The organism is Ensifer sp. GW821-FHT05G01, from assembly GCF_059419585.1.
Genome location: NZ_JBWKSC010000001.1, coordinates 683,798 through 708,234 on the forward strand (window position 1 = coordinate 683,798; position 24,437 = coordinate 708,234).

General features: G+C 61.5%; 27 protein-coding genes. 20 read left to right on the forward strand and 7 right to left on the reverse strand.

Annotated features, from left to right (window positions below; translation table 11 throughout):
- Nucleotides 1–53 precede the first annotated feature (53 nt).
- From AC07UR_RS03300 to AC07UR_RS03330, 7 genes are all read left to right on the forward strand, one after another.
- Nucleotides 54–1,058 carry an ABC transporter permease subunit gene (locus AC07UR_RS03300; RefSeq protein WP_112808838.1) on the forward strand — a complete coding sequence of 335 codons (1,005 nt, stop codon included), beginning with the start codon at nt 54–56 and terminating at the stop codon, nt 1,056–1,058.
- A gap of 10 nt (nt 1,059–1,068) precedes the next feature.
- Complete coding sequence (locus AC07UR_RS03305; RefSeq protein ID WP_209787439.1) at nt 1,069–1,977, forward strand: ABC transporter permease subunit; 909 nt, start codon at nt 1,069–1,071, stop codon at nt 1,975–1,977.
- Nucleotides 1,978–1,979: 2 nt separating this feature from the next.
- Nucleotides 1,980–2,822, forward strand: a complete 843-nt coding sequence (locus tag AC07UR_RS03310) for an ABC transporter ATP-binding protein (protein WP_209787437.1) — start codon at nt 1,980–1,982, stop codon at nt 2,820–2,822.
- The gene (locus AC07UR_RS03315; protein ID WP_209787434.1) at nt 2,819–3,646 is read left to right on the forward strand and encodes an ABC transporter ATP-binding protein; all 828 of its coding nucleotides are present in this window, start codon (nt 2,819–2,821) and stop codon (nt 3,644–3,646) included. The genes AC07UR_RS03310 and AC07UR_RS03315 overlap by 4 nt, the downstream gene beginning before the upstream one ends.
- A gap of 178 nt (nt 3,647–3,824) precedes the next feature.
- Nucleotides 3,825–4,172 carry a RidA family protein gene (locus tag AC07UR_RS03320; protein ID WP_025426006.1) on the forward strand — a complete coding sequence of 116 codons (348 nt, stop codon included), beginning with the start codon at nt 3,825–3,827 and terminating at the stop codon, nt 4,170–4,172.
- Between the two features lie 211 nt (nt 4,173–4,383).
- Complete coding sequence (locus tag AC07UR_RS03325; protein ID WP_171986904.1) at nt 4,384–4,554, forward strand: hypothetical protein; 171 nt, start codon at nt 4,384–4,386, stop codon at nt 4,552–4,554.
- A 54-nt stretch (nt 4,555–4,608) separates the two neighbouring features.
- Nucleotides 4,609–5,739, forward strand: a complete 1,131-nt coding sequence (locus AC07UR_RS03330; protein ID WP_173419071.1) for an AI-2E family transporter — start codon at nt 4,609–4,611, stop codon at nt 5,737–5,739.
- An 18-nt stretch (nt 5,740–5,757) separates the two neighbouring features.
- On the opposite strand, the gene AC07UR_RS03335 is transcribed toward AC07UR_RS03330, so the two are convergent.
- Nucleotides 5,758–6,555, reverse strand: a complete 798-nt coding sequence (locus tag AC07UR_RS03335) for a response regulator (RefSeq protein ID WP_173419072.1) — start codon at nt 6,553–6,555, stop codon at nt 5,758–5,760.
- Between the two features lie 165 nt (nt 6,556–6,720).
- On the opposite strand from AC07UR_RS03335, the gene AC07UR_RS03340 reads away from it, so the two are divergent.
- Entirely contained in the window at nt 6,721–6,939 is a 219-nt protein-coding gene (locus AC07UR_RS03340) for a NepR family anti-sigma factor (RefSeq protein ID WP_209787432.1), read from the forward strand.
- A 48-nt stretch (nt 6,940–6,987) separates the two neighbouring features.
- On the opposite strand, the gene AC07UR_RS03345 is transcribed toward AC07UR_RS03340, so the two are convergent.
- Nucleotides 6,988–7,236, reverse strand: a complete 249-nt coding sequence (locus AC07UR_RS03345; protein WP_173419074.1) for a YMGG-like glycine zipper-containing protein — start codon at nt 7,234–7,236, stop codon at nt 6,988–6,990.
- 543 nt (nt 7,237–7,779) lie between these two features.
- Between AC07UR_RS03345 and AC07UR_RS03350 the strand changes: the two genes are divergently transcribed.
- The 4 genes from AC07UR_RS03350 (at nt 7,780) to AC07UR_RS03365 (ending at nt 10,832) form a co-directional block, all read left to right on the forward strand.
- Nucleotides 7,780–8,103 carry a hypothetical protein gene (locus tag AC07UR_RS03350; protein ID WP_209787430.1) on the forward strand — a complete coding sequence of 108 codons (324 nt, stop codon included), beginning with the start codon at nt 7,780–7,782 and terminating at the stop codon, nt 8,101–8,103.
- Nucleotides 8,104–8,681: 578 nt separating this feature from the next.
- Nucleotides 8,682–8,846: a DUF1328 domain-containing protein gene (locus tag AC07UR_RS03355; RefSeq protein WP_037105882.1), complete on the forward strand. Its 165-nt coding sequence runs from the start codon at nt 8,682–8,684 to the stop codon at nt 8,844–8,846.
- A 165-nt stretch (nt 8,847–9,011) separates the two neighbouring features.
- Complete coding sequence (locus tag AC07UR_RS03360; RefSeq protein ID WP_173419076.1) at nt 9,012–9,515, forward strand: TIGR00645 family protein; 504 nt, start codon at nt 9,012–9,014, stop codon at nt 9,513–9,515.
- 63 nt (nt 9,516–9,578) lie between these two features.
- Entirely contained in the window at nt 9,579–10,832 is a 1,254-nt protein-coding gene (locus AC07UR_RS03365; protein ID WP_173419077.1) for an NAD(P)/FAD-dependent oxidoreductase, read from the forward strand.
- An 82-nt stretch (nt 10,833–10,914) separates the two neighbouring features.
- Here the strand turns inward: AC07UR_RS03365 and AC07UR_RS03370 are convergent, their stop codons facing one another.
- Nucleotides 10,915–11,661 (reverse strand): SDR family NAD(P)-dependent oxidoreductase, encoded by a 747-nt coding sequence (locus AC07UR_RS03370; RefSeq protein ID WP_209788506.1) that lies wholly within the window; start codon nt 11,659–11,661, stop codon nt 10,915–10,917.
- A 97-nt stretch (nt 11,662–11,758) separates the two neighbouring features.
- On the opposite strand from AC07UR_RS03370, the gene AC07UR_RS03375 reads away from it, so the two are divergent.
- A complete protein-coding gene (locus tag AC07UR_RS03375) occupies nt 11,759–12,385 on the forward strand; it encodes a TetR/AcrR family transcriptional regulator (RefSeq protein ID WP_209787424.1) in 627 nt (208 codons plus the stop codon).
- Between the two features lie 176 nt (nt 12,386–12,561).
- On the opposite strand, the gene AC07UR_RS03380 is transcribed toward AC07UR_RS03375, so the two are convergent.
- A complete protein-coding gene (locus tag AC07UR_RS03380) occupies nt 12,562–12,963 on the reverse strand; it encodes a hypothetical protein (RefSeq protein WP_173419080.1) in 402 nt (133 codons plus the stop codon).
- Nucleotides 12,964–13,216: 253 nt separating this feature from the next.
- Here AC07UR_RS03380 and AC07UR_RS03385 point away from each other — a divergent pair, with 253 nt between their 5' ends.
- Nucleotides 13,217–14,356 carry a fumarylacetoacetate hydrolase family protein gene (locus AC07UR_RS03385; protein ID WP_209787422.1) on the forward strand — a complete coding sequence of 380 codons (1,140 nt, stop codon included), beginning with the start codon at nt 13,217–13,219 and terminating at the stop codon, nt 14,354–14,356.
- A 130-nt stretch (nt 14,357–14,486) separates the two neighbouring features.
- Here the strand turns inward: AC07UR_RS03385 and AC07UR_RS03390 are convergent, their stop codons facing one another.
- Nucleotides 14,487–14,669, reverse strand: a complete 183-nt coding sequence (locus AC07UR_RS03390) for a YegP family protein (RefSeq protein WP_053250386.1) — start codon at nt 14,667–14,669, stop codon at nt 14,487–14,489.
- Between the two features lie 185 nt (nt 14,670–14,854).
- On the opposite strand from AC07UR_RS03390, the gene AC07UR_RS03395 reads away from it, so the two are divergent.
- Complete coding sequence (locus tag AC07UR_RS03395) at nt 14,855–15,493, forward strand: class I SAM-dependent methyltransferase (RefSeq protein ID WP_209787420.1); 639 nt, start codon at nt 14,855–14,857, stop codon at nt 15,491–15,493.
- Between the two features lie 218 nt (nt 15,494–15,711).
- On the opposite strand, the gene AC07UR_RS03400 is transcribed toward AC07UR_RS03395, so the two are convergent.
- Nucleotides 15,712–16,551 (reverse strand): porin family protein, encoded by an 840-nt coding sequence (locus AC07UR_RS03400; RefSeq protein WP_209787418.1) that lies wholly within the window; start codon nt 16,549–16,551, stop codon nt 15,712–15,714.
- 536 nt (nt 16,552–17,087) lie between these two features.
- Nucleotides 17,088–18,077 carry a helix-turn-helix transcriptional regulator gene (locus tag AC07UR_RS03405; RefSeq protein ID WP_113473258.1) on the reverse strand — a complete coding sequence of 330 codons (990 nt, stop codon included), beginning with the start codon at nt 18,075–18,077 and terminating at the stop codon, nt 17,088–17,090.
- Here AC07UR_RS03405 and AC07UR_RS03410 point away from each other — a divergent pair.
- From AC07UR_RS03410 to AC07UR_RS03430, 5 genes are all read left to right on the forward strand, one after another.
- On the forward strand, nt 18,076–21,495 hold the full coding sequence (locus tag AC07UR_RS03410; protein WP_234941606.1) for a TM0106 family RecB-like putative nuclease: 3,420 nt from the start codon (nt 18,076–18,078) through the stop codon (nt 21,493–21,495). The two genes, AC07UR_RS03405 and AC07UR_RS03410, sit on opposite strands and share 2 nt — an antisense overlap.
- A gap of 170 nt (nt 21,496–21,665) precedes the next feature.
- Nucleotides 21,666–22,556 carry an AAA family ATPase gene (locus tag AC07UR_RS03415; protein WP_209787416.1) on the forward strand — a complete coding sequence of 297 codons (891 nt, stop codon included), beginning with the start codon at nt 21,666–21,668 and terminating at the stop codon, nt 22,554–22,556.
- Nucleotides 22,553–23,026, forward strand: a complete 474-nt coding sequence (locus AC07UR_RS03420) for a CBASS system Cap8 protein (RefSeq protein WP_209787414.1) — start codon at nt 22,553–22,555, stop codon at nt 23,024–23,026. Before AC07UR_RS03415 ends, AC07UR_RS03420 begins: the two co-directional genes overlap by 4 nt.
- Complete coding sequence (locus tag AC07UR_RS03425; RefSeq protein WP_003508389.1) at nt 23,023–23,520, forward strand: hypothetical protein; 498 nt, start codon at nt 23,023–23,025, stop codon at nt 23,518–23,520. Before AC07UR_RS03420 ends, AC07UR_RS03425 begins: the two co-directional genes overlap by 4 nt.
- A complete protein-coding gene (locus tag AC07UR_RS03430; protein ID WP_209787412.1) occupies nt 23,520–24,425 on the forward strand; it encodes a CBASS oligonucleotide cyclase in 906 nt (301 codons plus the stop codon). Before AC07UR_RS03425 ends, AC07UR_RS03430 begins: the two co-directional genes overlap by 1 nt.
- Nucleotides 24,426–24,437 lie beyond the last annotated feature (12 nt).

A 24,437-nucleotide genomic window follows, 5' to 3' on the forward strand; every position in this document is an offset into this window, starting at 1 on the left:
AGTGGTGCCAGCGGCGGGATACAATGCCGCGGCAACATGGCGCGGGGTTTAACATGTTCCGATTTCTCTTGGGGCGACTGGCTGTCCTGATACCGACGTTTATCGGTGTCTCCATCATCGCCTTTTCCTTCATTCGCTTGCTGCCGGGCGATCCGGTGGGTCTGCTTTCGGGCGAGCGTGTCATGTCGCCGGAGCGACATGCCGAAATTTCGCACGCGCTTGGCTTCGACCGGCCCATCGTCGTCCAGTACCTCGATTATCTCTGGGGCGTGCTCCACGGTGATTTCGGTACGTCGATCGTTACCAAGAAACCGGTCCTCGACCAGTTCTTCGATCTGTTCCCGGCAACCGTCGAGCTTTCGCTTTGCGCGATCTTGTTTGCGATCATCCTCGGCATTCCCGCCGGCGTGATCGCGGCGATCAAGCGCGGTTCCGCCGTCGATCAGGCGATGATGGGTACGGCGCTCGTCGGCTTCTCCATGCCGATCTTCTGGTGGGGCCTGCTCCTGATCATGCTGGTCTCCGGCATGCTGCAGTGGACGCCGGTCTCGGGCCGCATCTCGCTGATGTACTTCTTCCCTCCGGTCACCGGTTTCATGCTGATCGACTCGCTGTTGTCCGGCCAGGCCGGCGCCTTCAAGTCGGCGGTCAGCCACCTGATCCTGCCGACGATCGTGCTCGGGACCATCCCGCTTGCGGTCATCGCGCGCCAGACGCGCTCGGCGATGCTCGAGGTTCTCTCCGAAGATTACGTGCGCACGGCGCGCGCCAAGGGCCTTTCGACCTTCCGGGTCGTCGGCGTCCATGCGCTGCGCAATGCCATGATCCCGGTTATCACCACGATCGGCCTGCAAGTGGGCGTCATGCTCGCCGGCGCGATCCTGACCGAGACGATCTTCTCCTGGCCGGGTATCGGCAAGTGGATGGTGGATTCGGTTTCGCGTCGCGACTACGCGGTCATCCAGGGCGGCCTCCTGGTCATCGCTGCTGTGATCATGCTGGTCAACCTCATCGTCGACCTGCTCTACGGTCTCATCAATCCGCGCATCCGGCATTAAGGAGGGCGTCATGTCTCAAGCTGCTGCAACAAGCACCGTTTCGACCGATCCGTCCCGCCGGGCGCGACTGGCCGAGTTCTGGTATTATTTCTCCGAGAACCGTGGCGCCGTCATCGGCCTCGTGTTCTTTGTCTTCCTCGTTCTGCTCGCGGTCTTTGCGCCGTGGGTCGCCCCGCACGACCCGGTGGCGCAGTACCGCGATGCGGTGCTGGTCCCGCCGATCTGGCAGGAGGGTGGACGCGCCGGCTTCCTGCTCGGCACGGACGCCGTCGGTCGCGACATGCTGTCCCGGCTGATCTACGGCACCCGCTTCTCGCTGTTCGTCGGCGTCATCGTCACGACCCTGTCGCTCGTCGGCGGCATCGCGCTCGGCGTCATCGCCGGCTACTTCCGTGGCTGGGTCGATACCGTCATCATGCGCGTGATGGACATCATCCTTGCCTTCCCGTCGCTGCTGCTCGCTTTGGTGCTCGTGGCCGTTCTCGGCCCGGGCCTCGTCAACGCCATGATCGCCATCGCGCTCGTCTTCCAGCCGCACTTCGTGCGCCTGACCCGCGCGGCCGTCATGAGCGAAAAGACCCGTGACTATGTCGTTGCCGCCAAGGTTGCCGGCGCCGGCCACGGTCGTCTGATGTTCAAGACGATCCTGCCGAACTGCATGGCACCGCTGATCGTCCAGGCGACGCTCTCCTTCTCGAGCGCCATCCTCGACGCCGCCGCGCTCGGCTTCCTCGGCATGGGCGCCCAGCCGCCGACACCGGAATGGGGCACGATGCTCGCCGAAGCGCGCGAGTTCATCAGCAGCCACTGGTGGGTGGTCACGCTGCCTGGCATCGCGATCCTGATCACGGTGCTGGCGATCAACCTGATGGGTGACGGCCTGCGCGATGCGCTCGATCCCAAGCTGAAGAGGTCCTGATCATGGCGCTTCTCGAAATCGAAAACCTGGTCGTCGAATTCCAGACGGCCTCCGGTCCCTTCCGCGCCGTCAACGGCGTGTCGATGAAGGTCCATGAAGGCGAAGTGCTCGCGATCGTCGGTGAATCCGGATCGGGCAAGTCCGTGTCGATGCTGGCTGCCATGGGTCTTCTGCCCTGGACGGCGAAGGTTACCGCCGACAAGCTCACCTTCAACGGCCGTGACCTGCTCGGCATGTCGGCGAACGAGCGGCGCAAGATCATCGGCAAGGATATCTCGATGATCTTCCAGGAGCCGGTCGCAAGCCTCAATCCGTGCTTCACGGTCGGCTTCCAGATCGAGGAGGTGCTGCGCATTCACCTCGGTCTCGACAAAGCCGGTTGCCGCAAGCGGGCGATCGAACTGTTCGAAGCGGTCGGCATTCCCGATCCGGCCGAGCGGCTGGGCCACTATCCGCACCAGATGTCGGGCGGCCAGTGCCAGCGCGTGATGATCGCGATTGCGATTGCCTGCAATCCGAAGCTGCTGATTGCCGATGAGCCGACCACCGCGCTCGACGTGACGATCCAGAAGCAGATCCTCGACCTCTTGATGAAGCTTCAGGCCGAGCACAACATGGGCCTGATCATGATCACGCACAACATGGGCGTGGTTGCCGAAACGGCCGACCGGGTCGTCGTGCAGTACAAGGGCCGCAAGATGGAAGAGGCCGACGTGCTGACGCTCTTCGAAAACCCGAAGAGCAACTACACGCGGGCACTTCTGGCTGCCCTTCCTGACAACGCAACCGGCGACCGTCTGCCGACGATCTCCGAACTCTTCGTCGATGAAGGAGCGGCCCAATGAGCGTGATCCTCGAAGCGCGCAACCTGGTGCGCGACTACCACATCCCTGGAGGCCTTATCAAAAAGGCAAAGACCGTTCACGCCCTGAAGGGCGTGAGCTTCAGCGTGGAGGAAGGCAAGACGCTCGCAATCGTTGGCGAGAGCGGTTGTGGCAAGTCGACGCTTGGACGCATCCTCACCCTGATCGATCCGGCGACCGCAGGCGATCTGCTAATCGAAGGCAAGAAGATCGACATTTCCAAGGGCGACATGACGCCGGAGATGCGCCGCAAGGTTCAGATCGTCTTCCAGAACCCCTATGGCTCGCTCAACCCGCGCCAGAAGATCGGCGATATCCTGATGGAGCCGCTGGTCATCAACACCGATACGCCGGCTGACGAGCGTCGCGACCGGGCAATGACGATGCTGAAGAAGGTCGGTCTCACCGATCTGCACTTCAACCGCTATCCGCACATGTTCTCCGGCGGCCAGCGCCAGCGTATCGCCATTGCGCGCGCGCTGATGCTCAACCCGAAGCTTCTGGTGCTGGACGAGCCAGTATCGGCGCTCGACCTTTCGGTCCAGGCTCAGGTGCTGAACCTGCTCGCCGATCTGCAGGACGAGCTCAAGCTGACCTACGTCTTCATCAGCCACGACCTCTCGGTCGTGCGCTACATCGCTGACGACGTGATGGTGATGTATTTCGGCGAAGCGGTCGAATACGGCAGCCGCGACGAAGTCTTTGCCGATCCCAAGCACAGCTACACCAAGACCCTGTTTGCAGCGACGCCGCGTGCCGACGTTGCCAGCATCAAGGCACGGCTTGCCAAGAAGCAGGCCGCCTGAGCCTTATCGGCAGCGTCTGACAAAAGCGGAGGCCGGGGAAAGAGTTCCCCGGCTTCTTGGCCTTGAGGGGCCGATGGTGTAGAGCTTTCGCGCCGCCATTCACTTCTCGCCTTCCGGCGGCGGGCAGCCGCTTTTCGGCCGACCATTCAGCGTTCGGCCCAACTTCAGGAACACGATCATGGAAATCAAGCGTTTCGAAACCGGCCCCCGGATGAGCCAGGCCGTGGTTTACAACAACACCGTCTACCTCGCCGGCCAGGTCGGCAATGCCGGTGACGATGTCGTGACCCAGACGAAGCAGGCGCTTGCCGAAGTCGACCGTCTTCTGGCGCTCGCCGGCACCGACAAGACCCGCATCCTCTCGGCCACCATCTGGCTCGCCGACATGGCTGACTTCCCGAAGATGAACTCGGTCTGGGATGCCTGGGCACCCCAGGGCAACACCCCGGCACGCGCGACCGGCGAAGCCAAGCTCGCAACCCCGGAATACCTCGTCGAAGTCATCGTCGTCGCAGCCGCCGCCTAAGGCACAGCAATCGCATCTGAAAGATTGCGACGCGCTTTCAGTCGCTTGCCAAAACCGAGCGGTCTTGCCGCCACACTGCATCTCCGCCGCCGTGCCCTGCGCACGGCGGCGTTTTCTTTTGCCGGACCTGCCCCCGCATTCCCTCGTCCAGGAACCATTCGCCAGTCTGCACGTTTACCTTCAGTTCCACAAAAACATGGGAGGGCATTCGATGCTCTACTGGCTGCCGCGGATCTGCGTGCTTGCTTTCGCAGGTCTATTGATTGGTTTCGGCTTCGTCCCGGACACCGCCACCGGCGTAGCGCACACGCTGCTCGTCATCGTCCTCGGTCTCGGGCTCTTGTCGCTGACCTTGCACGTGTTTCCACCGGAACGACACTGAACGACGAGGTATGCCGAAAGGTGTCCGCGTGACAAAAAGAGGCGAGGGACGGCATTGGATACATCCGGCCACACGGCTGCTTACTACAAGCTGAAACGCATCGCCGAGGAGGAAACGGCCACGGCCGAAGCGGCCTTGCCCGCTGAACCGAAGCGGGACGGCATCGATTTGATGGTCGCCTGGAGCATCATCGGCCTGTTCGTGATTGCCGGGTCGGCCGCTGTCTACTCGATGGAAACGATTCTGATGCCGATCACGCTGGCCGTCGTCGTCGGTATCGTGCTCGGGCGCGCGGCCGACAGCCTGTCAAAGTTCGGCCTGCCGCCAATCATCGGCGGGCTGCTGCTGGCGCTCGTCTTCGTGCTTGGTCTTGCATCGGTGGTCAGCGTCCTGCTCGGACCGATCACGGAGCTGGCGCAAAAGGCGCCGGCCCTGGCGGAGGGGGTGGTCGAGCGCGTGCTGCCGTTCATCGAACGCTTCGAGTGGCTCCGCCTGGCGGTGGCGAAAGGCACCGGCAGCGAAGCACTCGCTGATACCGTCATGAAAAATGCCGCCCCTGTGCTCGGCGCCGTCGCCGGCGGGCTGACGCCCGCTTTGGTCCAGACATTGATTTTTCTGGCAGCACTCGGGCTGTTCCTGCTGGGGCGCCTGCATTTGCGCAGAACCATCATTCTTGCCTTTACCAGCCGAGAAAGACGCCTGAGCACGATCCGGATCATGAACGCGATCGAAACCGCCTTGGCACAGTATTTTTCGATAGCAAGCCTGATCTATCTGGCCCTCGGCGTCGTCACCATGATCATCGCGCTGGTCGGCGGCTTGGCCATGCCGCCGCTTTGGGGGCTGTTCGCCTTCGTCTCCAGCTTCATTCCTTATCTCGGCGTTACAATGATGACGCTGGCGCTGCTCGTCGGCGGGCTGATGACGCATGACGCCATTCTGCTGGCGTTGGCGCCGGCTGCCACGTTCTTCGTGGTTCATCTCGTCATGGAAAATCTGGTGATACCGTCGATCCTGGGCAACAGGCTCGAGGTCAACCCGTTCCTCGTCTTCGTCGCCATCATCTTCTGGACATGGATGTGGGGCGCGGTCGGCGCCATGCTGGCGCTGCCCTTGTCGCTGATCGCCATGACGATTTTCGAAGAGGTGCGCGAGCAGCCGCCCGAACGGCAGCTGCCGGCATGATGCGCCCGAGCTGTGTAATTATCCGCGGGTCGAGCGGGCGTGTTCGTCGAAGAAAAGCGCTTGGCTGATCAGCGCCTTGACCATATCCGGATTGAAGGGCTTGGTCACCAGGAAGGCCGGTTCCGGCCGCTTGCCGGTCAGCAGCCGCTCGGGGAAGGCGGTGATGAAGATCACCGGCACTGCCGCGTCCTTCAGGATCTCGTTGACGGCGTCGATGCCCGAGCTGCCGTCGGCAAGCTGGATGTCGGCCAGCACCATCTTCGGGGCCGTCTTGTGATAGAGATCGAGCGCTTCCTTGTGCGTGCGGGCGATGCCGGTCACGCGATGGCCGAGGCTCGTCACCATGTCCTCGATATCAAGTGCGATCAGCGGTTCGTCTTCGATGATCAGAACTTCGGTTGCCACCTGGCGCGATATGTCTTCAGAAGCAACCGTCAGCAGCTTGGAAAACGCCGCCTGGCTCTGCCCCATGATCTCGGCGGCATCGGCAATCGAGAAGCCCTCGACCGAGACGAGCAGAAAGGCTTGGCGCGCTGCGGGCGCGATCAGCGAAAGATTGGCCGCTGCCTGCTGCTCCCAGGCGAAGGGAGAGACGTTCCCGGTCCGGTCGATGGAGACTTTCTCGAACAGCGAGCAGAACAGCTTATAGAGGGAGATCCGGTCGTTGGAACCGTCGGGAAAAAGGCTGATGTCTTCGATCAGCGCTTCCAGAACTGCAGCCACATAACCGTCGCCGGCAGCCTGCGAACCGGTAACGGCGCGGGAGTAACGGCGCAGAAAGGGAAGGTGTGGCGCAATACGGGTCGAAAGTGACATTAAGTACTTCCTTGGGTCTGATGTGATTCGCTTGTTTTCTGAGGACAATGGACATCCCGCGAAAGACGTGAATGTTTTGAACACGTTTTTCGGCCTATGGGAAGCTGGCAACAGCGATGCGCGCTCGAGGTGTTTCGAGCGCCGTGCGACGTGGGGATAGGTGGGATGGAAGATCCTGTGGACGAACGCAGTGCCAAGGAGGGCGGAAGAGCGAAGGCCGAAAGCGGTTTGGATCCGAATGGCTTGATTGGCTCGAAACTGAAGGCGCTCTATCGGACTATCGAACAGGAGCCCGTACCCGACCTCTTCATCGACCTTTTGCAAAAGTTGGATGATGCCGAGGCGCACACGCGGGTCGACGAGACGCTTTCGTCAAAGGCATGAGAAACGGGCCAAAGCCCGTTTCTGTCGCTCTCTCGAGACGTTTTTGCCTTAGCAGGCGGCTTCGTAGCGGCGGCCGTAGCGGTCGCGGTAGATGCAGCGCCCAGGCTCATTGGCGTTACCGATGAGCGCACCGGCGACACCGCCGACGGCGGCACCCACGGCAGCGCCTCTGACATTGCCTGTTGCGGCACCGCCGATGATCGCACCGCCGGTCGCGCCGATCGCCGCACCCTTCTCCGTTTGCGTGCAGGCCGCGAGGGGGAGGATCAGGCTTGCTACAATAAGTATCTTCTTCATGACGCGTTCCTATCCGAGGTTTTCTTTGTTGGACATTGAAGGATGCATTCGGCCTAGGCCGTTTGCGGGGAATGAGGACGAACAGAATGACGACAATGAGGCCGCTCACCGAGGCAGGCGCCCGTTGTCGACACCAGCCCTGACCCGAGCCTCACGATCAACTTAGCGGCCTTTGGTTTGCTCGCAACGGGCGGGAATGCACCGCTCATCAATGTCTCCCTGTGTGGTATCGCTGCGGGCGCAGCGCTTGTTATTGCTATGGAAACGACGATCACGCCGATTTGTTCCATTGGGCGAAGTCTTCCTGGAACTTGCCATCGATCCGGCGTTTTGGCGGGTGGTCCGCAGCAACCGCCCGCAGACGTGCCCGACGCCCCGTTCCGCCCGACAATGCCCAGGCCGTTACCCATCGTACCGACGTGAAAGGCCGCGCCGAATGAGCAGGGCCCAGCAAGGTTACGACAAAATTTCGGTCCGACCGATGGAACTTCATACGGTCCATGATCGTTTGCTTATGAAGTTTTTGATCGAAGGAGCATGCGAATGGAACATATCGCTGCCATCATGGTCCTCGTCGGCTGCATGCAGGGCGGTACCGCCTGCCGTGAGGTCCCGACACCGGTCGTCGGTTTTGAAACCGTCGAAGAATGTCACGAATTGCTTTCGCCATCGATCGAAGAGGTCGGGAAGGTGTTCAAGGGCGCCTACGGCCAATGCGCCGAAGTGGATCCGGCCCTGTTCGTCGAAGACGCAACGATCGAGTGGCGGATCACGCCGTCACGCCAGCTCGAAGTCAAAGTGATTGCCGACGACAGCCCCTACGTTGTTGCCACACGCACGGACGATAAGCCCAAACTCCGCAACTGAACTTGCCATCGAGAAGTGCGACGACCTCCGCCGCTTTATGTCGCTGGCAAGAGTGTCTCACAGCCATGCAGAACGAAAAACAAACGCCGCCGCGGTAATTAAGCGCAGCGGCGTTTGCTTTTGTGGTCTTCGCAAAGAGCAGTTGCGCAGCAACTATCTCTTCGGTTTGGGCTCAGTCTTTTTCAGTTTCTCAAGAAGACTTTCCAAGTTTTTGCTCTGTTTGTCTGCGTTGTGTGCGTAGAGATCACGCATCGTTCTACCGATGTGAAGATTACTGTCCGGCCGTTCGGCGTTTCGGCGTGCCGTTTCAGCCGCGGACTTCCAGATATGTGACATTGGCATCTTCATGTCGAACCTGCTTTATTCCTTGAGGGAACAACGTAGGACTATCTCGAAGGTTCCTGGCGGAATTCGTCTCGGCTGTGCCATTTCGAAACTGATTTGATGATTGTGGTTAATAGATCGTTTCGATCCTCATTTGGCAGGGTCGAAGATTTTTTCCATCTTTACGGATGCGCCGGAACAAAGTCCGGGATCATGACGTTTCTTCTCCAGCGACGCACACAAGGAGATATCCTATGCTTTACTACGCTCTCGTCTTTCTGGTGGTGGCGATTATCGCCGGTGTACTTGGTTTTGGCGGTATTGCTGGCGCATCCGCAGGTATCGCGCAGATCCTGTTCTTCCTGTTCCTGGCCTTCCTGGTGATCTCGCTGGTTGCAGGCTTGATGCGCAGGACCTGATCCAGGGAAAGATCCTCTCGCTGGACATGAACAAGGGACGAATGTCGAAAGACTTCGTCCCTTTCGCGTGTTCGGTCACGGTCCGCGACATCCCTTGCCCTCACAGATGTGCTTGGCTATTCATGCCGAAACGGATCTGACGCGCACCAAAGGAATGCGAACACCATGAAATCGCTGGAGCTCCTCGTAGAGCGGATCATCTTGTCCAGTCGCTGGCTGCTGGTCATCTTCTATCTCGGGCTTGTTGCAGCATTGGGCCTCTACGGAATCTCGTTCATGTACAAGCTCGCAAAGATTGCCGGCATGGTTTTCGTCTACGACGATGCCCAGATGATCCTGGCGATGCTCGGGCTGATCGATGCCGCGCTGGTGGCGAGCCTGATCGTCATGGTGATGATCTCGGGATACGAGAATTTCGTCAGCCGCTTCGACGAGGCCGACGCCGAGGTCTCCTTCCTTGGCAAGCTCGATGCCGGCAGCCTCAAGATCAAGGTCGCCTCGTCGATTGTCGCGATCTCGTCGATCCATCTTTTGCAGATCTTCCTCAATACGCAGCAATATACAAACCAGCAGCTGATGTGGGCGACGATCATGCATCTTGCCTTCGTGGTTTCGGCAGTTCTGCTCGGCTATCTCGAGCAGATCATGACTGGACTGAAGAAGAAGTAGCGTTTGGCCCCGGCGGCGAATGGCGCCGTGGCCGGTAGGGATCGAGGAGCGAGGCAGTGGGATATGAAGACTGACGTAGTGGTTCTCGGCGCCGGCATCGTCGGCATATCCACCGCCATCCACCTGGCGCGGCGCGGCAAATCGGTGGTGCTGCTCGATCGCCGCGGTGCAGGCGAAGAAACATCCTACGGCAATGCCGGGCTCATCCAGCGCGAGGGTGTGTTTCCCTACGGTTTCCCGCATGATTTCGGAGCGCTGTTCCGCTACGCGCTCAACAACACCATCGATGCGCATTACCACATCCGCGCCTTGCCGGGCCTGGTGCCGTTCCTGGCGCGCTACTGGTGGCATTCGGGTTTCACCCAGCACCAGCGTATCGCCCACATGTATGCCCCGCTGATCGAACATTCGATCGTCGAGCATGAGGATCTCATCAACGCATCCGGCGCCGGCGACCTGATCCGCAAGGACGGCTGGATGAAGGTCTTCCGCACCGAGAAGGAACGCGACGCCGCCTACAAGGATGCGGAGAAACTGTCGGCCGGTTTCGGCGTCAATCACCAGAAGCTCTCGACCAGCGAATTGAAGACGATCGAGCCTTCCATCAAGGCCGATCTCGTCGGCGGCCTGCGCTGGAGCGATCCCTGGTCTATCCGCGATCCGCACAGCCTCAACAAGGCTTATCTTGCCTATTTCCAGTCGCTCGGCGGGCGTCTCGTTTCCGGCGACGCGGCAACGGTGGAGCACATCCTTGAAGGCCCAGGCTGGCGGGTGGCAACGCCCGAAGGTCCGCTTGAGGCGCATGAGGTGGTCGTTGCGCTTGGCCCCTGGGCCGATACCGTGACGCGCAAGCTCGGCTACCACTTCCCGCTTGCCGTCAAGCGCGGCTATCACATGCACTACGGAACTCAAGAGGGCGCACAGCTCAACAACTGGGTGCTGGACGCAGAGAAGGGCTATTTCCTGGCGCCGATGCAACGCGGTATCCGCCTGACGACGGGTGCGGAATTTGCTTGGCGCGATGCGCCGAAAACACCGGTGCAGCTCACCCGCGCCGAGCGCGTGGCGCGTGAATTCTTCCCGCTGGCGGAGCGCCGCGACGAGGAGCCGTGGATGGGCGCTCGGCCCTGCACGCCCGACATGATGCCGATCATCGGCAAGGCGCCGCGGCATCAGGGCCTGTGGTTTGCCTTCGGGCATGCCCATCACGGCATGACGCTCGGGCCTGTCACCGGCCGGGCACTCGCCGAAGCCATGACCGGAGAGAAGACCGTGATCGATATCGCGCCCTATCGGCCAGAGCGCTTCTTCTCCTGATCGTTGTTCCGATCGACAAAAGAGGCCGGAAGCATCGCATCCGGCCTCTTTGCATTTGATCTGCATCCGCGCAGATGGCGCTCTAGGCGTTGGTGCCGCCGTCGATGGTAAATTCGGCACCGGTTACGCCACGCGCGTCCGATCCAGCGAGCCAGGCGACGAGAGCCGCCACTTCGTCCGCATCGTTGAAGCGGGGGATTGCCATCAGGCCGCGCTGCGGATCCGCATGCGCGCCATCCTGCGGGTTCATGTCGGTATGGGTCGAGCCGGGATGGACGATATTGACGGTGATGCTTTTCGGCCCGAGGTCGCGCGCGACCGCCTTGGTAAAGCCGACGAGCGCAGACTTGCTGAGCGCATAAAGACTGATGCCCGGAAAGGGGACGCGCTGGGCCAGATTGCTGCCGACCGAAATGATGCGCCCGCCATCCGGCATGTGTCTGGCCGCAGCGCTCGTGGCCAGCACCACCGCCTTCACGTTGATGTCCACCGTGCGATCGAAATCCTCCGCCGTTACCTCGGTGATGGCGGTCGCTTCATAAATGCCGGCATTGTTGACGAGAATGTCGATGCGTCCGTACCGTTCGACGACCGCCTTGACGGCGGCTTCCACCGCCTCGCCGTCGCGGTTGTCGGCACGAATGGCGAGCGCCTTGCCACCCGATTGCTCGATTTCGGCAACCAGCGCATCGGCCTTGGCCTGCGATTGGCCATAGGTGATGGCAACAACGGCCCCCTCGCTTGCCAGCCGCCTGGTGATCGCCGCACCAATGCCGCGCGCGCCGCCTGTCACCAACGCTATCCTGTCCTTCAAATTCGTCACGTCCAGCTCCATATTTGTAGTGATCGATACATATAAGGATGTCGACTTGCTTCATCCTGTCAAGTCATTTATGTATTGCTCGATACAAAATGGAGTTCAGGCGATGTCCAGCCGCGGCCGACCCCGCACCTTTTCACGGGACGAAGCGCTGAAAAGTGCCATGGAAATCTTCTGGGACAAGGGTTTCGACAACACTTCGCTTGCCGACCTCACCCGGGTGATGGGGCTCAACCCGCCGAGCCTCTATGCCGCCTTCGGCAGCAAGGCGAAACTTTTCCTGGAGGCTGTCGATCTCTATGGCCGCACCGACGGCGCCGGCATCTGGGAGTTTCTCGACAGCGCGCCGACGGCAAAGGAGGCGGTCCACGACCTGTTGCGACGATCGGCCGAGAATTTCACCCAATGGGCAGAACCGCGGGGCTGCATGGTCGTGCTTTCGGCTCCGCAGATGGAGGGTGGCGAACCGGCGGTGTGCGACGGTCTGAAGGCCCGACGGTTGGAAAAGCAGGTCGCCTTGCAGAGCCGCCTCAAGCGTGGCGTGGCGGAGGGCGATCTTCCTGAGGGCACTGACTGCGATGCGGTTGCCGCCTATGTGACGGCGATCCAACACGGGATGTCGATTCATGCCCGCGACGGAGCGACGCGCCAGACCCTCCTGGCGATCGCCGACTGTTGTGCGGCGGGATGGGACACAATGGTAGCGGGCGTAGCGACGAAGGCTCAAGGGTAATTTCGGCCGTCGATGCCTCCGCGGGCGTCGGCCCGCCTAGCTGGTCTTCAGACCGCATGGATCCTGGCCCAACTTATGTGCCTGCCCCGCGCCGTCTTGTCATTTCGAAGGACGCAATAGCAGACCTTTGCCGGAAGAGATGCTTCCGGCAAAGGCAAAGCATGGCGACAGAACCGTTACTGCGCCGGTGCAGGCTGTGTAGTCGTGCCATCCGTTGCCGGCGGCGTCGTACTCTGCTGCGGCGTCGCTTCCGGAGCGGTCATCGTTCCGCCCGACGGCGCGGTGGTCGTGTCTGCCGGCGGCGTGGTCGTCGTATCCGTTGCTGGCGGGGTCGCCGTCTGGCCTGATGTCGACTGGTCTGTCGTGGCCGGTGGCGTTGCCGTTTCCGTCGTATCCCGCGACAGTTCGGCCGGCAGCCAAGCGATCAGGGCGAGCACGAGGCCGGCAAGCAGGATGATGACGAGCGGCCAGCTGCTACGCCCGGAGCGGACCGGTGCGGGATCGTTTGGCAGCGGTGTCGGCTGACCTGTCACCGGGTCGACGAGCGGCTTTTCCTTAAACTCTTCATGTTGATTCATCGCGTTTACATCCTTTCTGGGCGTCCACCGGCTATGGGTGTTGTCTGGCCGGAACGGCCTCGGCAAGGACCGGGGACCGGATTGTGCGGCCGCAAACCTGTCGTTGCGAACCTGCATGCTCGACTGGACGCGTTCTGCAACAAAAACGCGCGAAAACTTGCAATGTTCCATCGGGTACAACCGGTTGGATCGCGCACGCTTTACAGCCCGCTGTTTTCGCTGCAAGAAAGTCGTCTCTTTGGGGGGGGCGATCATGACGCTTGAGGCATACCGAAGCGGAACCTTTGTCGGACGTGTCTGGCGCTCCGATGTCGACGGTCCGGCGCTCGTGACCATCAGGGATGGCGCGATTGTCGACATCACCTCGAAACTGGCGCCCACCATGCGCGACCTGTTGGAGCTTCCCGACCCGATCGCCCATATCCGCCAGCTGGATGGTGAACGGCTTGCGTCGGTGACGGATCTGCTCGCGGCCGAGGGAGAGGGCTCGAGAATTCGGCTGCTTGCCCCCTGCGATCTCCAGGCGGTGAAAGCCTGCGGCGTCACCTTTGCGCGCTCGATGATCGAACGCGTCATCGAAGAGCGGGCGGCCGGCGATGCCGCTCGCGCCGAGGCGATCCGCGCGCGCGTCACCGCCGTCATCGGCGATAGCCTGCGCAACCTGAAGGCCGGTTCGCCCGAGGCGGCGCGCGTCAAGGCCGCGCTGATCGAGGAGGGCGTCTGGTCTCAATATCTTGAGGTCGGCATCGGCCCGGATGCGGAGGTTTTTACCAAGGCGCAGGTGTTGTCTTCGGTCGGCTCAGGGGCGGAGGTCGGGCTCCATCCGATCTCGCGCTGGAACAATCCGGAGCCGGAAATCGTGCTGGCCGTCGCCTCCGACGGCGCCGTCAAGGGCGCGACGCTCGGCAACGATGTCAATCTGCGCGACGTCGAGGGCCGCTCCGCCCTGCTGCTCGGCAAGGCAAAGGACAACAATGCCTCCTGCGCCATCGGGCCCTTCATTCGCCTGTTCGACGAGACCTATACGATCGATCATGTCCGAAGGGCCGAACTCGAATTGCTGGTCGAAGGCGCCGATGGCTACCGCCTGAAGGGAGCGAGCAGCATGGCAGAGATCAGTCGTGATCCGCTCGACCTCGTTGCCCAGACCATCGGGCCGCATCATCAGTACCCCGATGGACTGATGCTGTTCATGGGGACCCTGTTTGCCCCGGTCGAAGACCGCGACGAGAAGGGCCAGGGTTTTACCCACAGGATCGGCGACGTCGTGACGATTTCAAACGCCGAACTCGGCAGCCTGACGAACACCGTGCGCCTGTCGACGGACTGCCCGCCCTGGACCTTCGGCACGGCCGCGCTGATGCGCAACCTCGCCAGGCGCGGCTTGCTTTAACATCGCCCTTTGCTGCTTGCCCATGCAGCCCGAATCCAGCGTCCAGATCAGCCGCTTGGCAAGGTGGCCGGCCTAAACGACGAAGGGCCCGCCGATCTTCATCGGCGGGCCCTTCATGTGACTGTACGGCTTAGGCCTGGCTGTTGTCTTCAACAGGTGCGTCCGGTCCGTTCTTCTTGATCGAATCGATAGCGTTTTGAGCGCTGGCCTTGCTTGAGTAGCCTTCGGTCGAAAACATCACTTCGCTGTTGTACTTGAAGCGAACCCGGTACTCGCCGGCCTTGTCTTTGTAGATCTCGAACTTATGAGCCATGTGCCCTCCCATATGTAACGGTGAATCACGCAAGGACTAGCGTGGCAGTTGCAAGCGGCGTTGACAAGATGTCGGCGGTCTCATTCAAATCGACACGTCCGCTTCATGTGGTCTTGATGAGCGCATGGCTGGTTGCGCAATTTTCGCGCACCAACCAACTCCGCACTGGAAAGGCAGAACCCACGATGAGCACGGAGACCGAAGCCCGCTTCTGGAATCGGACGTCGCGGGCGTACGCAGCCGGCAAGATTGTCGACCGCGCCGGATATCAGTGCACGTTGGAGCGAACCCGCGCGCTGTTGGGATCAAGTGACAGGGTCCTCGAGCTTGGCTGCGGCACCGGGACGACGGCGCTCGAGCTTGCCGGCCACGTATACAGCTATGTCGCGACAGATCTTTCGACCGAAATGATCGCGATCGCCGAGGAAAAACGCGCCGTCGACCCCGTCGCGGGCTTGAGCTTCCGCACCGCGACCGCCGACATGCTGTCACCCACCGACATGCAGTTCGATGTCGTCATTGGGTTCAACTATCTGCATCTGCTGCGAGACCTGCCCGGCACGCTCGGCCGTATCTACGCCCTGCTTGCAAGGAACGGCCAGTTCATTTCCAAGACACCTTGCATCGGCGATATGAACCCTCTCATCCGGCATGCCCTGTTGCCGGCGATGCGCGCGCTGGGCAAAGCGCCCTATACCGGCATCTTTCGGGCTGCGGACCTGTGCCGGAGCATCGATGCTGCGGGCTTCGATATCGTTGCAACGGAAGATCACGCAGCCAGGGGTAACGACAACAGTCCCTACATCGTGGCGCACAAGCGATGATTGGAAGTTCGAGGCGGTCGCCTTCGCAAGTGTTGCCGCGCCGGAGCCTGCGATCTCGGGCTTGCCAAGCATCACCTGATTGATTGCGCACCGGGGCTTGGAGCGGCCGTGCCGGCCATGGTGGCAAGCCCGGTTCGGCAGAAATTCGTCGCGATGTTCGGCATGCGACGTCCTCTATGGACGCCGAAGCCGTTGCCACACAACGAATGGCCTTGCGGTCAGAATGACCGGGTGTTGTTCGACCAGATCGGTCCCAGGCGCTCTTCTTCCTTGATGCTGTTCGTCCCGTAGGAGAACCGCAGGCCACCGAAGATGGTGCTGGTGTCGCCCGACACCGAAGAGCCGAAACCGGAAATCTCCTCGTTGGCGTACTTGTAGCCGCCGAACACGGTGACCGGGAAGTATGCAGGGCGATAGTTGGCCGTCAGCTTCAGGCTACTGATGTCGTAGTCGATGCCGCTGTCGGTGATGCGGTCGAGCGCGCCGTCGAGATCGAAACGTATATGGTCGGTGGCATAGACGCGGGCGCCGAGCGCGACCATGTAATGATCGGCGTCCAAACCTTCCCACCGCGCCTGGCCGTAGCCGGCCGCGCCGTGAATGGTCCACGTATCCTGGAAATAAGCGCCTTCGATGCCGCCCATATAGTCGTTGATGTGGCTGTCGAACCCTGCATCGAGACGCGCCGCCTGAACGAACGCGCCGACGGCATAGACACTGTCGCGGTAGTAACCGTGCAGGGTGCCGCTGTAGCTATTCGTGCTGGCGTCCTCGATCGAGGCGCTGGTGTAGCCGAGATCCGTCTGGAGATTGAAGCCGCCGCCCGCGTCGAAGTTGACGGCGCCCCGCAGCGCCCAGGCATCGGCATCGATATCGCCGGGCGAATCGATGACGCTTCCATAGGCGCCTTCGATGTATCCCGTGACGCCAAGAGACGGTTGTTCGACCGGCGCCTCATAGTAGTCGCCCGTCCCGACCAGCGGCCCGTCAATATCGGCGGCTGCTGCGAGCGGTGCGCTCGACAAAAGAAAAACAAGAAAACTGTTTGCCCGAAACATCTGCCCACCCCGCTGGAAACCCTGCCGAAGAGTAAGCAAACATCGTTAATGCAATCTGAAGGCGTATCGAGCTTGCACGGCATCTGACGTGAAGGCAGCGAACGCGTTGGTGTCTTTTTGAAAGAGGCGCTCAAGGCGGCGGCGCAGTGCGCGCAAAACACACGCTTGCCGGCGCGATCATGTTACTGCACTTGTTTTTGAAAGAGTTTGGCTGGGGAACCTGGATTCTCACATGATTTCAGAGACTTAATGAAATCGCCTTTGAATTCCCTCTGTTTTTCCATCGCGAGCGGCCGTGGATGCCACCTTTGTGCCCTGGCTTTGGGCATCAGTCAATATGGGTGTGGAGCGGAAATAATTTCCGCTTCGAGGCCGAAGCTCACCGTCCTGCGGTCGCCGCGCGGATGGCCGCTTTACGCCATCGAACGAACCCGCTCGCAATGAGCGACCGAGTTGGGGGCGGTAGCGGTGAACTTTAATAGGCAGACGTTAATCTGCCAGGCGCGGGTATCGCCGGACGAGCCCAGCAGTGGTGTTTAGGGTAGCGCATCAAATTCCCGCTGATGGCCATGCACCATCTCCCGCAGCCTAGCTGGCTGCAGCACTTCGACCGACTTGCCCCACGAGTAGAGGTGCCAACACATTTCAAGGTGGCCCGAAGCCCTAAAACGGACCAGCAACGAGCCATTTGCTTCCTCCTCGACAGTCTGCGTTGGGTGAAACACGAACCTTCTCGCGTGCGGCGCAGCGTCAGGGCTGAAGCGCCACACGACGTCGCCATGCTCGGCGGCGCTTTCGTAAGAGCCGAAGCCCTTCTCGGCGTGGGCGCGGATGCTGAAGCCGGGGTCGAGCTCGAAGCTCTCGCCCAGGACCTCGGCTGAGTATATCTCCTCTACACGGTAGTGCTGGAGCCCCCCGCCTTTCTTCGCCATGTCGCGGGCAACGAGATAGCGACGCACGCCGAGCAGCAGCCCGTGCGGCGCGACAACGCGCTCGCTCGGCTTGTCCTGGGTACGCTTGCGGTAGACGATTCGTAGCAAAAATGGCCCCTTCAGGGCTTCCGAGATCGCTGCATCGACCTCGCTGCTGATTGCCGGCCGGGGGCCGGGACGGGCTGCATGGCCCAGCGCCTCAAGCAACGCCTCCTCATCGACGGCGAGCCGAGTCCCGGCGCCGGGTGGTAGGAGCGCGCGGACTTTGGATTGAAGCTGTCGTAGCATCGCAGCCTCCGCCGTCATATGTTGCGCCTCGAGCTCGCTGATCGCGGTGGCTATGGCTGCAAGTTCCTCGGCCGACGGAGTCAGCAACGGCGCGATTGCCTTAGCGTGGATGCGCCACCGGCGCTTGCGGTCCTCTCCGTCCTCGGACTCGGTCTGGGGAAATGCGGCCTGGAGCGCCTCCATCATTCGCTGCGCGGTGCGATGGGAGCAGCCCCATTCCTCGACGATCTCCTCCAGCGATACGCCACTCCGGCGCGTCGCCATCATTGCGAGCTTGAGCAGTTCCTGAGCCTTCGCAAACGACATGGAAATCACCACGACAGCTTTTGTCACCCTTATATGCTATATGGCAGGAAAGGGGAATGCGCATAAGGAAAGGGAAATGCGCATGCGTAAGATAGACGACGCTTTGAGGCTCTCGGCCTCTGACCTGATGCGCTTTAAGGGTTGTCGGCACGCGACCGCACTCGACCTACGCTTGATCGAAGTCGGCGACCTTGAGCCACGCAAGGACGGCACCGAGGCCGAATTGCTGCAGCGTCAGGGCGATGAGCACGAGCTCGCGTTCCTCGAGCAGATCAAGGCGAGCGGCCGCCGGGTCGTCGAGATACCCAAGGATGGAATCCCGCTCGAAGAGTCTGTGCGCCTCACCCTAGATGCGATGCGGGATGGACCCGACATCATCTTCCAGGGCGCACTGCTCGATGGCGCATGGGGCGGCTACAGCGACTTCCTCGAGCGTGTCGAACGGCCGTCCGATCTCGGCGTCTGGTCATACGAGGTCGTCGACACCAAGCTAAAGCGTAAGCCCGACCCAAAACATGTCCTTCAACTCTGCCTCTACAGCGACCTGATCGCGAAGGTGCAGGGGGTGGCGCCCGAGGCGGCCCATCTGCAGCTTGGCGACGGCAGCCGCTTCACCGTGCGTCTTTCGGAGGTATCCTCCTATGCGCGCCACGCCCGCCTTTTGCTAGAGACGTTCCTCGTCGAACGGCCCGAGACGCGACCCGAGCCGGTGTCGGCATGCGCGCTCTGTCGCTGGAGCGACCTGTGCGGGAAGCAGTGGGAGGTGGAAGACAGCCTCGCACTTGTCGCCGGAATCAGCCGGTCGCAACGCCAGAAGCTTGAGGCGGTCGGCGTGAGCACAATGGCAGGCCTCGCCGCCCGCGGTGAGCGCGTCCCGAGGATGGCGGCCGAGACACAGCGCAAACTGGTCGCGCAGGCGCGCCTCCAGTCGGCGCGACGCGCTGGCGGCCCACCCTCGTTCGAGCTGCGCGACGCGGAACCCGGCATGGGCTTCGGCCTCCTTCCCGCCCCCGACGACGGCGACATCTTCTACGACATCGAGGGCGATCCCTACTTTCCGGGCGGCCTCGAATACCTTCATGGCGTCTGGTATCGTGAGGGCGCGAACTGGCAGTTCCGGGCCTTCTGGGCGCATACCCGCGAGGACGAGGGCCGCGCCGCCGCTGACCTGCTGGCTTTCCTCGTCGACCGCATACGGCACTTCCCGAACGCGCACGTCTATCACTACGCCAACTATGAGATCGCCGCGCTCCGTCGGCTAACCGCGCAGCACCGCACCGGCGAGGCAGCGATGGACCAGCTCCAGCGGGAGCGGCGCTTTGTTGATTTGTTCAAGGTGGTCGCTGGCGGGATGGTCGCGTCCGAGAAGGGCTATTCAATCAAGGACCTCGAGGCCTTCTACATGGAGAAGCGGGCGGCTGACGTCGCGACCGCCGGCGCTAGCGTCGTCTTCTATGAGGAGTGGCGGCAGACGCGGGAGCAGCGACTTCTCGACGAGATACAAGACTACAACCGCACCGACTGCGTCTCGACGCAAATGCTCCGCGACTGGCTGATCCGCGACGTGCGCCCGGCAGGTATGCCGTGGCCCATGCTCGGCGCCATGCCCGAGGATGGCAATCTCTCCAACGTCGATGCCGAGGACGAGGAGGTCGCGGTGCTGCGTACGCGCTTGCAGCCGGCCCGCGCGCGGCTCGGCGAGCGCGTTGCCGACTTGCTCCTTGACCTCAGCCAGTTCCACAAGCGCGAGGACAAGCCGACCTGGTGGGCGATCTTCGACCGCCTCGCGCAGGAAAGCGAGGAACTGCTTGACGACCTCGAGTGTATTCAGGGACTTGAGGCCATAGGTGAGCCTGTAAAAGTCACCGCGAAGTCGTTCGAGCGTACCTACCGCTTCCCGCCGCAGGAAACGAAGCTGCGCGCGGGCAAGTCGCCGTGCGTGAAGCCGGCGGCTATGCCCGAGGACGTCAACCTCCGTTCCATTAACCACGAGGCAAACACTCTGGTGCTACGGCGCTCGACGGCGAAAGGGTCGCTTCCCGACAGGCTCGACCTCATACCGCCGCAGCCGCTCCGCAACAGCGTCCTCAAAGACGCAGTCGCTGCGGTGACCGAGGAGATCATCGCCAACACCGGCCGGCTCCCGGCTGTCGAGCATCTGCTGACGCAGTCGCCGCCGGTATTTGTCGATGGCCTGCGACCCGTCAGTGTAATTCCGACCGATGGCGACCTTCCCATCGAGACTAGCCGCGCGATCGCGGCGATGGCGGGAACGACGCTCGCGATCCAGGGCCCGCCGGGCACCGGCAAGACCTTCGTCAGCGCGCTCTCGATCGTGGACCTCGTCCGCGCGGGCAAGCGCGTCGCGGTCTCATCCAACAGCCATAAGGCGATCAGCAACCTCCTCGAGGCGGTGGTCGATCGGGCACGCTCAGAGGGCGTGGCGTGCCGCGTCGTCCAGAAGGCGTCCGATGACGGCGATGACGAGGGGCACCCCGGCATTGTCGTCGTTAACGACAACGACGCGCCAGAGATCGCGACGGCGCACGTGGTCGGTGCGACTGCTTGGCACTTCGCTCGCTACGCTGATTTCGCCTTCGACTACCTTGTCGTCGACGAGGCAGGGCAGGTCTCAATCGCCAACATCCTCGCCATGGCCCGCTGCGCTCGCAACATCGTGCTTGTCGGCGACCCTATGCAGTTGCCGCAACCACTGCAGGGCAGCCATCCCGGTGACAGTGGCAGGTCGTGTCTGGAATACCTAATCGACGGCCATCGGGTCGTGCCGTCCGACCGTGGTGTCTTTATGCCGATCAGTCGCCGCATGCATCCGCGGGTATGCGGCTACATCTCGACGGCAGTCTACGAGAGCCGACTAAGGAGCGACGAGGAGGCCGGCGGCCAGACGCTCGTCTCCCGCAGGGGCGACGACTTGGTCGGCGCTGGCATGCGTGCCGTCGCACACTTCGGCCGTTCGCAGGTCAGCCCTGAGGAAATCGACGCCATTGTTGCACGGATCGCGGAGGTGGAAGGCTCGACATATCGCGACAGAGATGGTCGCGAGCGTATCGTCGGTCATGCCGATATCCTCGTCGTTGCGCCCTACAACGCACAGGTAAACGCGTTACGGGCGCGGCTGCCGGGGACGGTCCGGGTCGGCACGGTCGACCGTTTCCAAGGCCAAGAAGCGCCCATATGCTTAGTGTCCATGACAACCTCGAGCGGCGAGGAGCTGCCGCGCGACATCGCATTCCTGTTCTCGCTGAACCGGATCAACGTGGCAGTCTCGCGTGCCCAAGTCGCAGCGATGGTATTTGCCGCTCCAGCGCTTCTTGAGACTCCGTGCCGGACGATCGAGGAAATCGCGCTGGTCAACGCACTCTGCACGTTACGCGAATATGGGGGTGACAGCTTCTGACACCCGCGTGTGCGACTGTGCGGTGATGAAGTGGCACCTTTGAGACATCAGCTTTCGTCACATAATCGACAGCCATAGCCATGGCGGCGATCCCAATTCCACGCGAGGCTTACCCAAGGCGCTGAGTGGCCTGGAAAGGGATCGATATGAACCAGCGAGAAACATTCCCAATGAACGAACTGCCTAAAGGTATTCACAACATAACCCGTCTGCCGAGCGCGCCGCTCGGCGAGCTCTGGAATTCGATTGTCTTAGACGAGGGCACCAAGGCCAAGCTGCTGTCGCAGGCCGTGCTCAATTTCACGCTGCGTTCGAAGGTTTCGCGCTCGGTGATCCCGTTGCATGGCGTCATTATGCTTACGGGCGTTCCTGGGACGGGGAAGACCTCGCTCGCCAAGGGGCTGGCACATCGCGTTGCCCAAGCTTTCCGCAGCGATGCCTTCCGCCTTCTCGAAGTGGAGCCTCATTCTCTCGCCAGTGCTGCCCACGGCAAGACCCAGCGCGCAGTGACCGATCTTTTCGGCCAGGCGATCTCAGAGGCCGCACAGGTCGGTCCGACGATCGTCCTGCTGGACGAAGTTGAGACTTTGGCGGCGGACCGCGGCAAGCTAAGCCTTGAGGCAAACCCCGTCGATGTCCACCGCGCCACGGATGCAGTCCTTGTCCAGCTCGATGCCCTTGCAGAAAAGCATCCAAACCTTCTGTTCGTAGCTACGAGCAACTTCCCCAAGGCCGTTGACGACGCGTTTCTCTCGCGTTGTGATCTCATTCTCGAAGTCCCGCTCCCCACCAAGGAAGCCTGCCTGCTCATCCTGCGCGATTGCCTTGGCGGCCTTGCTAAGGTCTTCCCGGAGATGGGGAAGCTCACGGACGCTAAGGGTTTGGAAGAGTGCGCTGCTGCCTGCGTCGGTTTGGATGGCCGCGCCATTCGCAAGATGGTGGCTAACGCACTGGCTTCCGACCAGGCCACCGCGATGAACCCGGGCAGCGTGACAATGTCGGCAATCATCGCTGCCGCAAAATCAGCCCATAAGACTCGCGTCAAGGAGACCCGTACATGAGCAGCACCTACTCCCGCGTCTTCCGCAGCAATCCTCACCGCGATGCGCTCGACACCTGGGAGGAGATTGTCGAGCTGCTCACGCAGGGGCGTAATGGTTCAGATCGGAACGAACTTCTCGCGGCAGGCGGCACGGCGGCGAGCGTCATCGCCGACCAGGCGGCCAAGGACGCTGCGATTGTAGTGACCTGCGACGGCCCGCGCACGCGCATATACACCCTCCATGATGACGATGCCATCGATGGGTCGGATGCAAAGGAAGACACGCTGGGCTACGACCCTCTGAAGGGCGATTGGAAGTTGTCGCTACCTTGCCCCACCGACGACCTCGAATGGGTCAACAACTCGCTGAAGAAGCAGAGCAACCGGATCACCGCCCGCGACAGCGCGGAAACCGCTGGCAGTGATACCACGAAGCCCTCCACCAGCGGCGCGCTCGTCCTCAATCCGAAAGGTTTCCTCGGCTCATGACCACCGTTGCCGTAAACACCTACACCCACTCGGTAACCTACGTGGCCGACAATATCCTCAAGAGCCTCAAAGACATCATCCGTCTGAGTGGACTCGATCCTTCGAACCTTGTCAACGACTGGGACACCAACATGCGGGCTCTCAAGACGTGGTTGGGGACGCAAGACCTCGAAAGGGTTGTGCTGGAAATCTACAACAAGACGACAGGTGCGCTCATCGTCCGCTGGGACATCGACATCGTCTATAGCTGGAACGGCGGCGGCGGCTTTTGGACTGACACTGATCAGCTCAAGTATCACCTTCGCAAGGCGGGTGTCGCACCTTCCGACGCCTGCTACGACATCAAGATGAAAAGCAAACCGGGACGACCGGACGTGCAGGGCTGGGGCCCCGGCTCTTACCGTTCTACCGATGGCTTCATTCGTCACAATCTCGGATCGACGATCGACCACAATGGCCTAGGCGGAAGCGCAGCCTACTGGAGGAAGAGCTGATGCTTACGACCGACGACGCGTTCAGGAAATTCAAGTCGAGGCTTGAGCTTAACGACCGCGAACAGGAAAACGCGTCAAAGAGGCAGAACGAGGTGAGAGACTATCTCGATACCAAGTTCGCCATAGCCAACAGCTTCTTGACAGGGTCTTACAAGCGTCACACCAAGACCAAGCCGCTCAAGGACATCGACATCTTCTTCGTCCTCAAGGAAAGCGAACGTTCCAAGTACCGTGACAAGACCCCCTCTGTTGTCCTCGACGATTTCCATAAGGCACTCGTCGAGAAATACGGCGAGAAGGCGGTGCGCAAGCAGGGCCGTTCGGTGAACGTCGACTTCGGCGTTGCGGTAGACGCCGAGGACAATACCGACTACCGCATCCTGAGCGTCGACGTCGTTCCTGCCTTCCCGTCTGGCGACGACTTTGAAATCCCAGACACGGACAAAGGCGAGTGGATCAAGACGAATCCCAAGATTCACGCTCAGAAAGCGATTGATGCGCACCAGGCTTTCTCCAACGAATGGAAGGGCCTGGTCCGCATGGTCAAATATTGGAACAACAATCCAAGGCACGGAGCCGACAAGCCCGTCAAGCCGTCGTTCCTCATCGAGGTCATGGCGCTCGAGTGCCTCTACGGCGGATGGCAGGGCCGCTTCGACTACGAAATCGAGGGGCTGTTCTCGACACTGGCCGACCGCATCTTCGACACCTGGGCCGATCCCGCCAGGCTCGGCCCGCCGATCAGCGACGGCATGGACGGCACCCGCAAGCAGCGTGCACGCGATCTTCTCATGGCAGCCGGCCGCGATGCTCGAAGCGCCATAAATCTCGCCAAGCAGGGACGCAACGGCGACGCCTTGAAAGCATGGCGCGCACTGTTCGGTCCCAAGTTCCCGCTCTCCTGAAGAAAAGGAAGA

Bases quoted from the DNA above. Each gene is read 5' to 3' on its own strand.
- AC07UR_RS03380 (WP_173419080.1), bottom strand. From the start codon at position 12,963: ATGAATCAACATGAAGAGTTTAAGGAAAAGCCGCTCGTCGACCCGGTG.
- AC07UR_RS03320 (WP_025426006.1), top strand. From the start codon at position 3,825: ATGGAAATCAAGCGTTTCGAAACCGGCCCCCGGATGAGCCAGGCCGTG.
- AC07UR_RS03315 (WP_209787434.1), top strand. From the start codon at position 2,819: ATGAGCGTGATCCTCGAAGCGCGCAACCTGGTGCGCGACTACCACATC.
- AC07UR_RS03395 (WP_209787420.1), top strand. From the start codon at position 14,855: ATGAGCACGGAGACCGAAGCCCGCTTCTGGAATCGGACGTCGCGGGCG.
- AC07UR_RS03415 (WP_209787416.1), top strand. From the start codon at position 21,666: ATGAACGAACTGCCTAAAGGTATTCACAACATAACCCGTCTGCCGAGC.
- AC07UR_RS03385 (WP_209787422.1), top strand. From the start codon at position 13,217: ATGACGCTTGAGGCATACCGAAGCGGAACCTTTGTCGGACGTGTCTGG.
- AC07UR_RS03355 (WP_037105882.1), top strand. From the start codon at position 8,682: ATGCTTTACTACGCTCTCGTCTTTCTGGTGGTGGCGATTATCGCCGGT.
- AC07UR_RS03305 (WP_209787439.1), top strand. From the start codon at position 1,069: ATGTCTCAAGCTGCTGCAACAAGCACCGTTTCGACCGATCCGTCCCGC.
- AC07UR_RS03375 (WP_209787424.1), top strand. From the start codon at position 11,759: ATGTCCAGCCGCGGCCGACCCCGCACCTTTTCACGGGACGAAGCGCTG.
- AC07UR_RS03425 (WP_003508389.1), top strand. From the start codon at position 23,023: ATGACCACCGTTGCCGTAAACACCTACACCCACTCGGTAACCTACGTG.
- AC07UR_RS03310 (WP_209787437.1), top strand. From the start codon at position 1,980: ATGGCGCTTCTCGAAATCGAAAACCTGGTCGTCGAATTCCAGACGGCC.
- AC07UR_RS03390 (WP_053250386.1), bottom strand. From the start codon at position 14,669: ATGGCTCATAAGTTCGAGATCTACAAAGACAAGGCCGGCGAGTACCGG.
- AC07UR_RS03345 (WP_173419074.1), bottom strand. From the start codon at position 7,236: ATGAAGAAGATACTTATTGTAGCAAGCCTGATCCTCCCCCTCGCGGCC.
- AC07UR_RS03360 (WP_173419076.1), top strand. From the start codon at position 9,012: ATGAAATCGCTGGAGCTCCTCGTAGAGCGGATCATCTTGTCCAGTCGC.
- AC07UR_RS03300 (WP_112808838.1), top strand. From the start codon at position 54: ATGTTCCGATTTCTCTTGGGGCGACTGGCTGTCCTGATACCGACGTTT.
- AC07UR_RS03340 (WP_209787432.1), top strand. From the start codon at position 6,721: ATGGAAGATCCTGTGGACGAACGCAGTGCCAAGGAGGGCGGAAGAGCG.
- AC07UR_RS03410 (WP_234941606.1), top strand. From the start codon at position 18,076: ATGGAAATCACCACGACAGCTTTTGTCACCCTTATATGCTATATGGCA.
- AC07UR_RS03420 (WP_209787414.1), top strand. From the start codon at position 22,553: ATGAGCAGCACCTACTCCCGCGTCTTCCGCAGCAATCCTCACCGCGAT.
- AC07UR_RS03400 (WP_209787418.1), bottom strand. From the start codon at position 16,551: ATGTTTCGGGCAAACAGTTTTCTTGTTTTTCTTTTGTCGAGCGCACCG.
- AC07UR_RS03325 (WP_171986904.1), top strand. From the start codon at position 4,384: ATGCTCTACTGGCTGCCGCGGATCTGCGTGCTTGCTTTCGCAGGTCTA.
- AC07UR_RS03350 (WP_209787430.1), top strand. From the start codon at position 7,780: ATGGAACATATCGCTGCCATCATGGTCCTCGTCGGCTGCATGCAGGGC.
- AC07UR_RS03335 (WP_173419072.1), bottom strand. From the start codon at position 6,555: ATGTCACTTTCGACCCGTATTGCGCCACACCTTCCCTTTCTGCGCCGT.
- AC07UR_RS03365 (WP_173419077.1), top strand. From the start codon at position 9,579: ATGAAGACTGACGTAGTGGTTCTCGGCGCCGGCATCGTCGGCATATCC.
- AC07UR_RS03405 (WP_113473258.1), bottom strand. From the start codon at position 18,077: ATGTCGTTTGCGAAGGCTCAGGAACTGCTCAAGCTCGCAATGATGGCG.
- AC07UR_RS03430 (WP_209787412.1), top strand. From the start codon at position 23,520: ATGCTTACGACCGACGACGCGTTCAGGAAATTCAAGTCGAGGCTTGAG.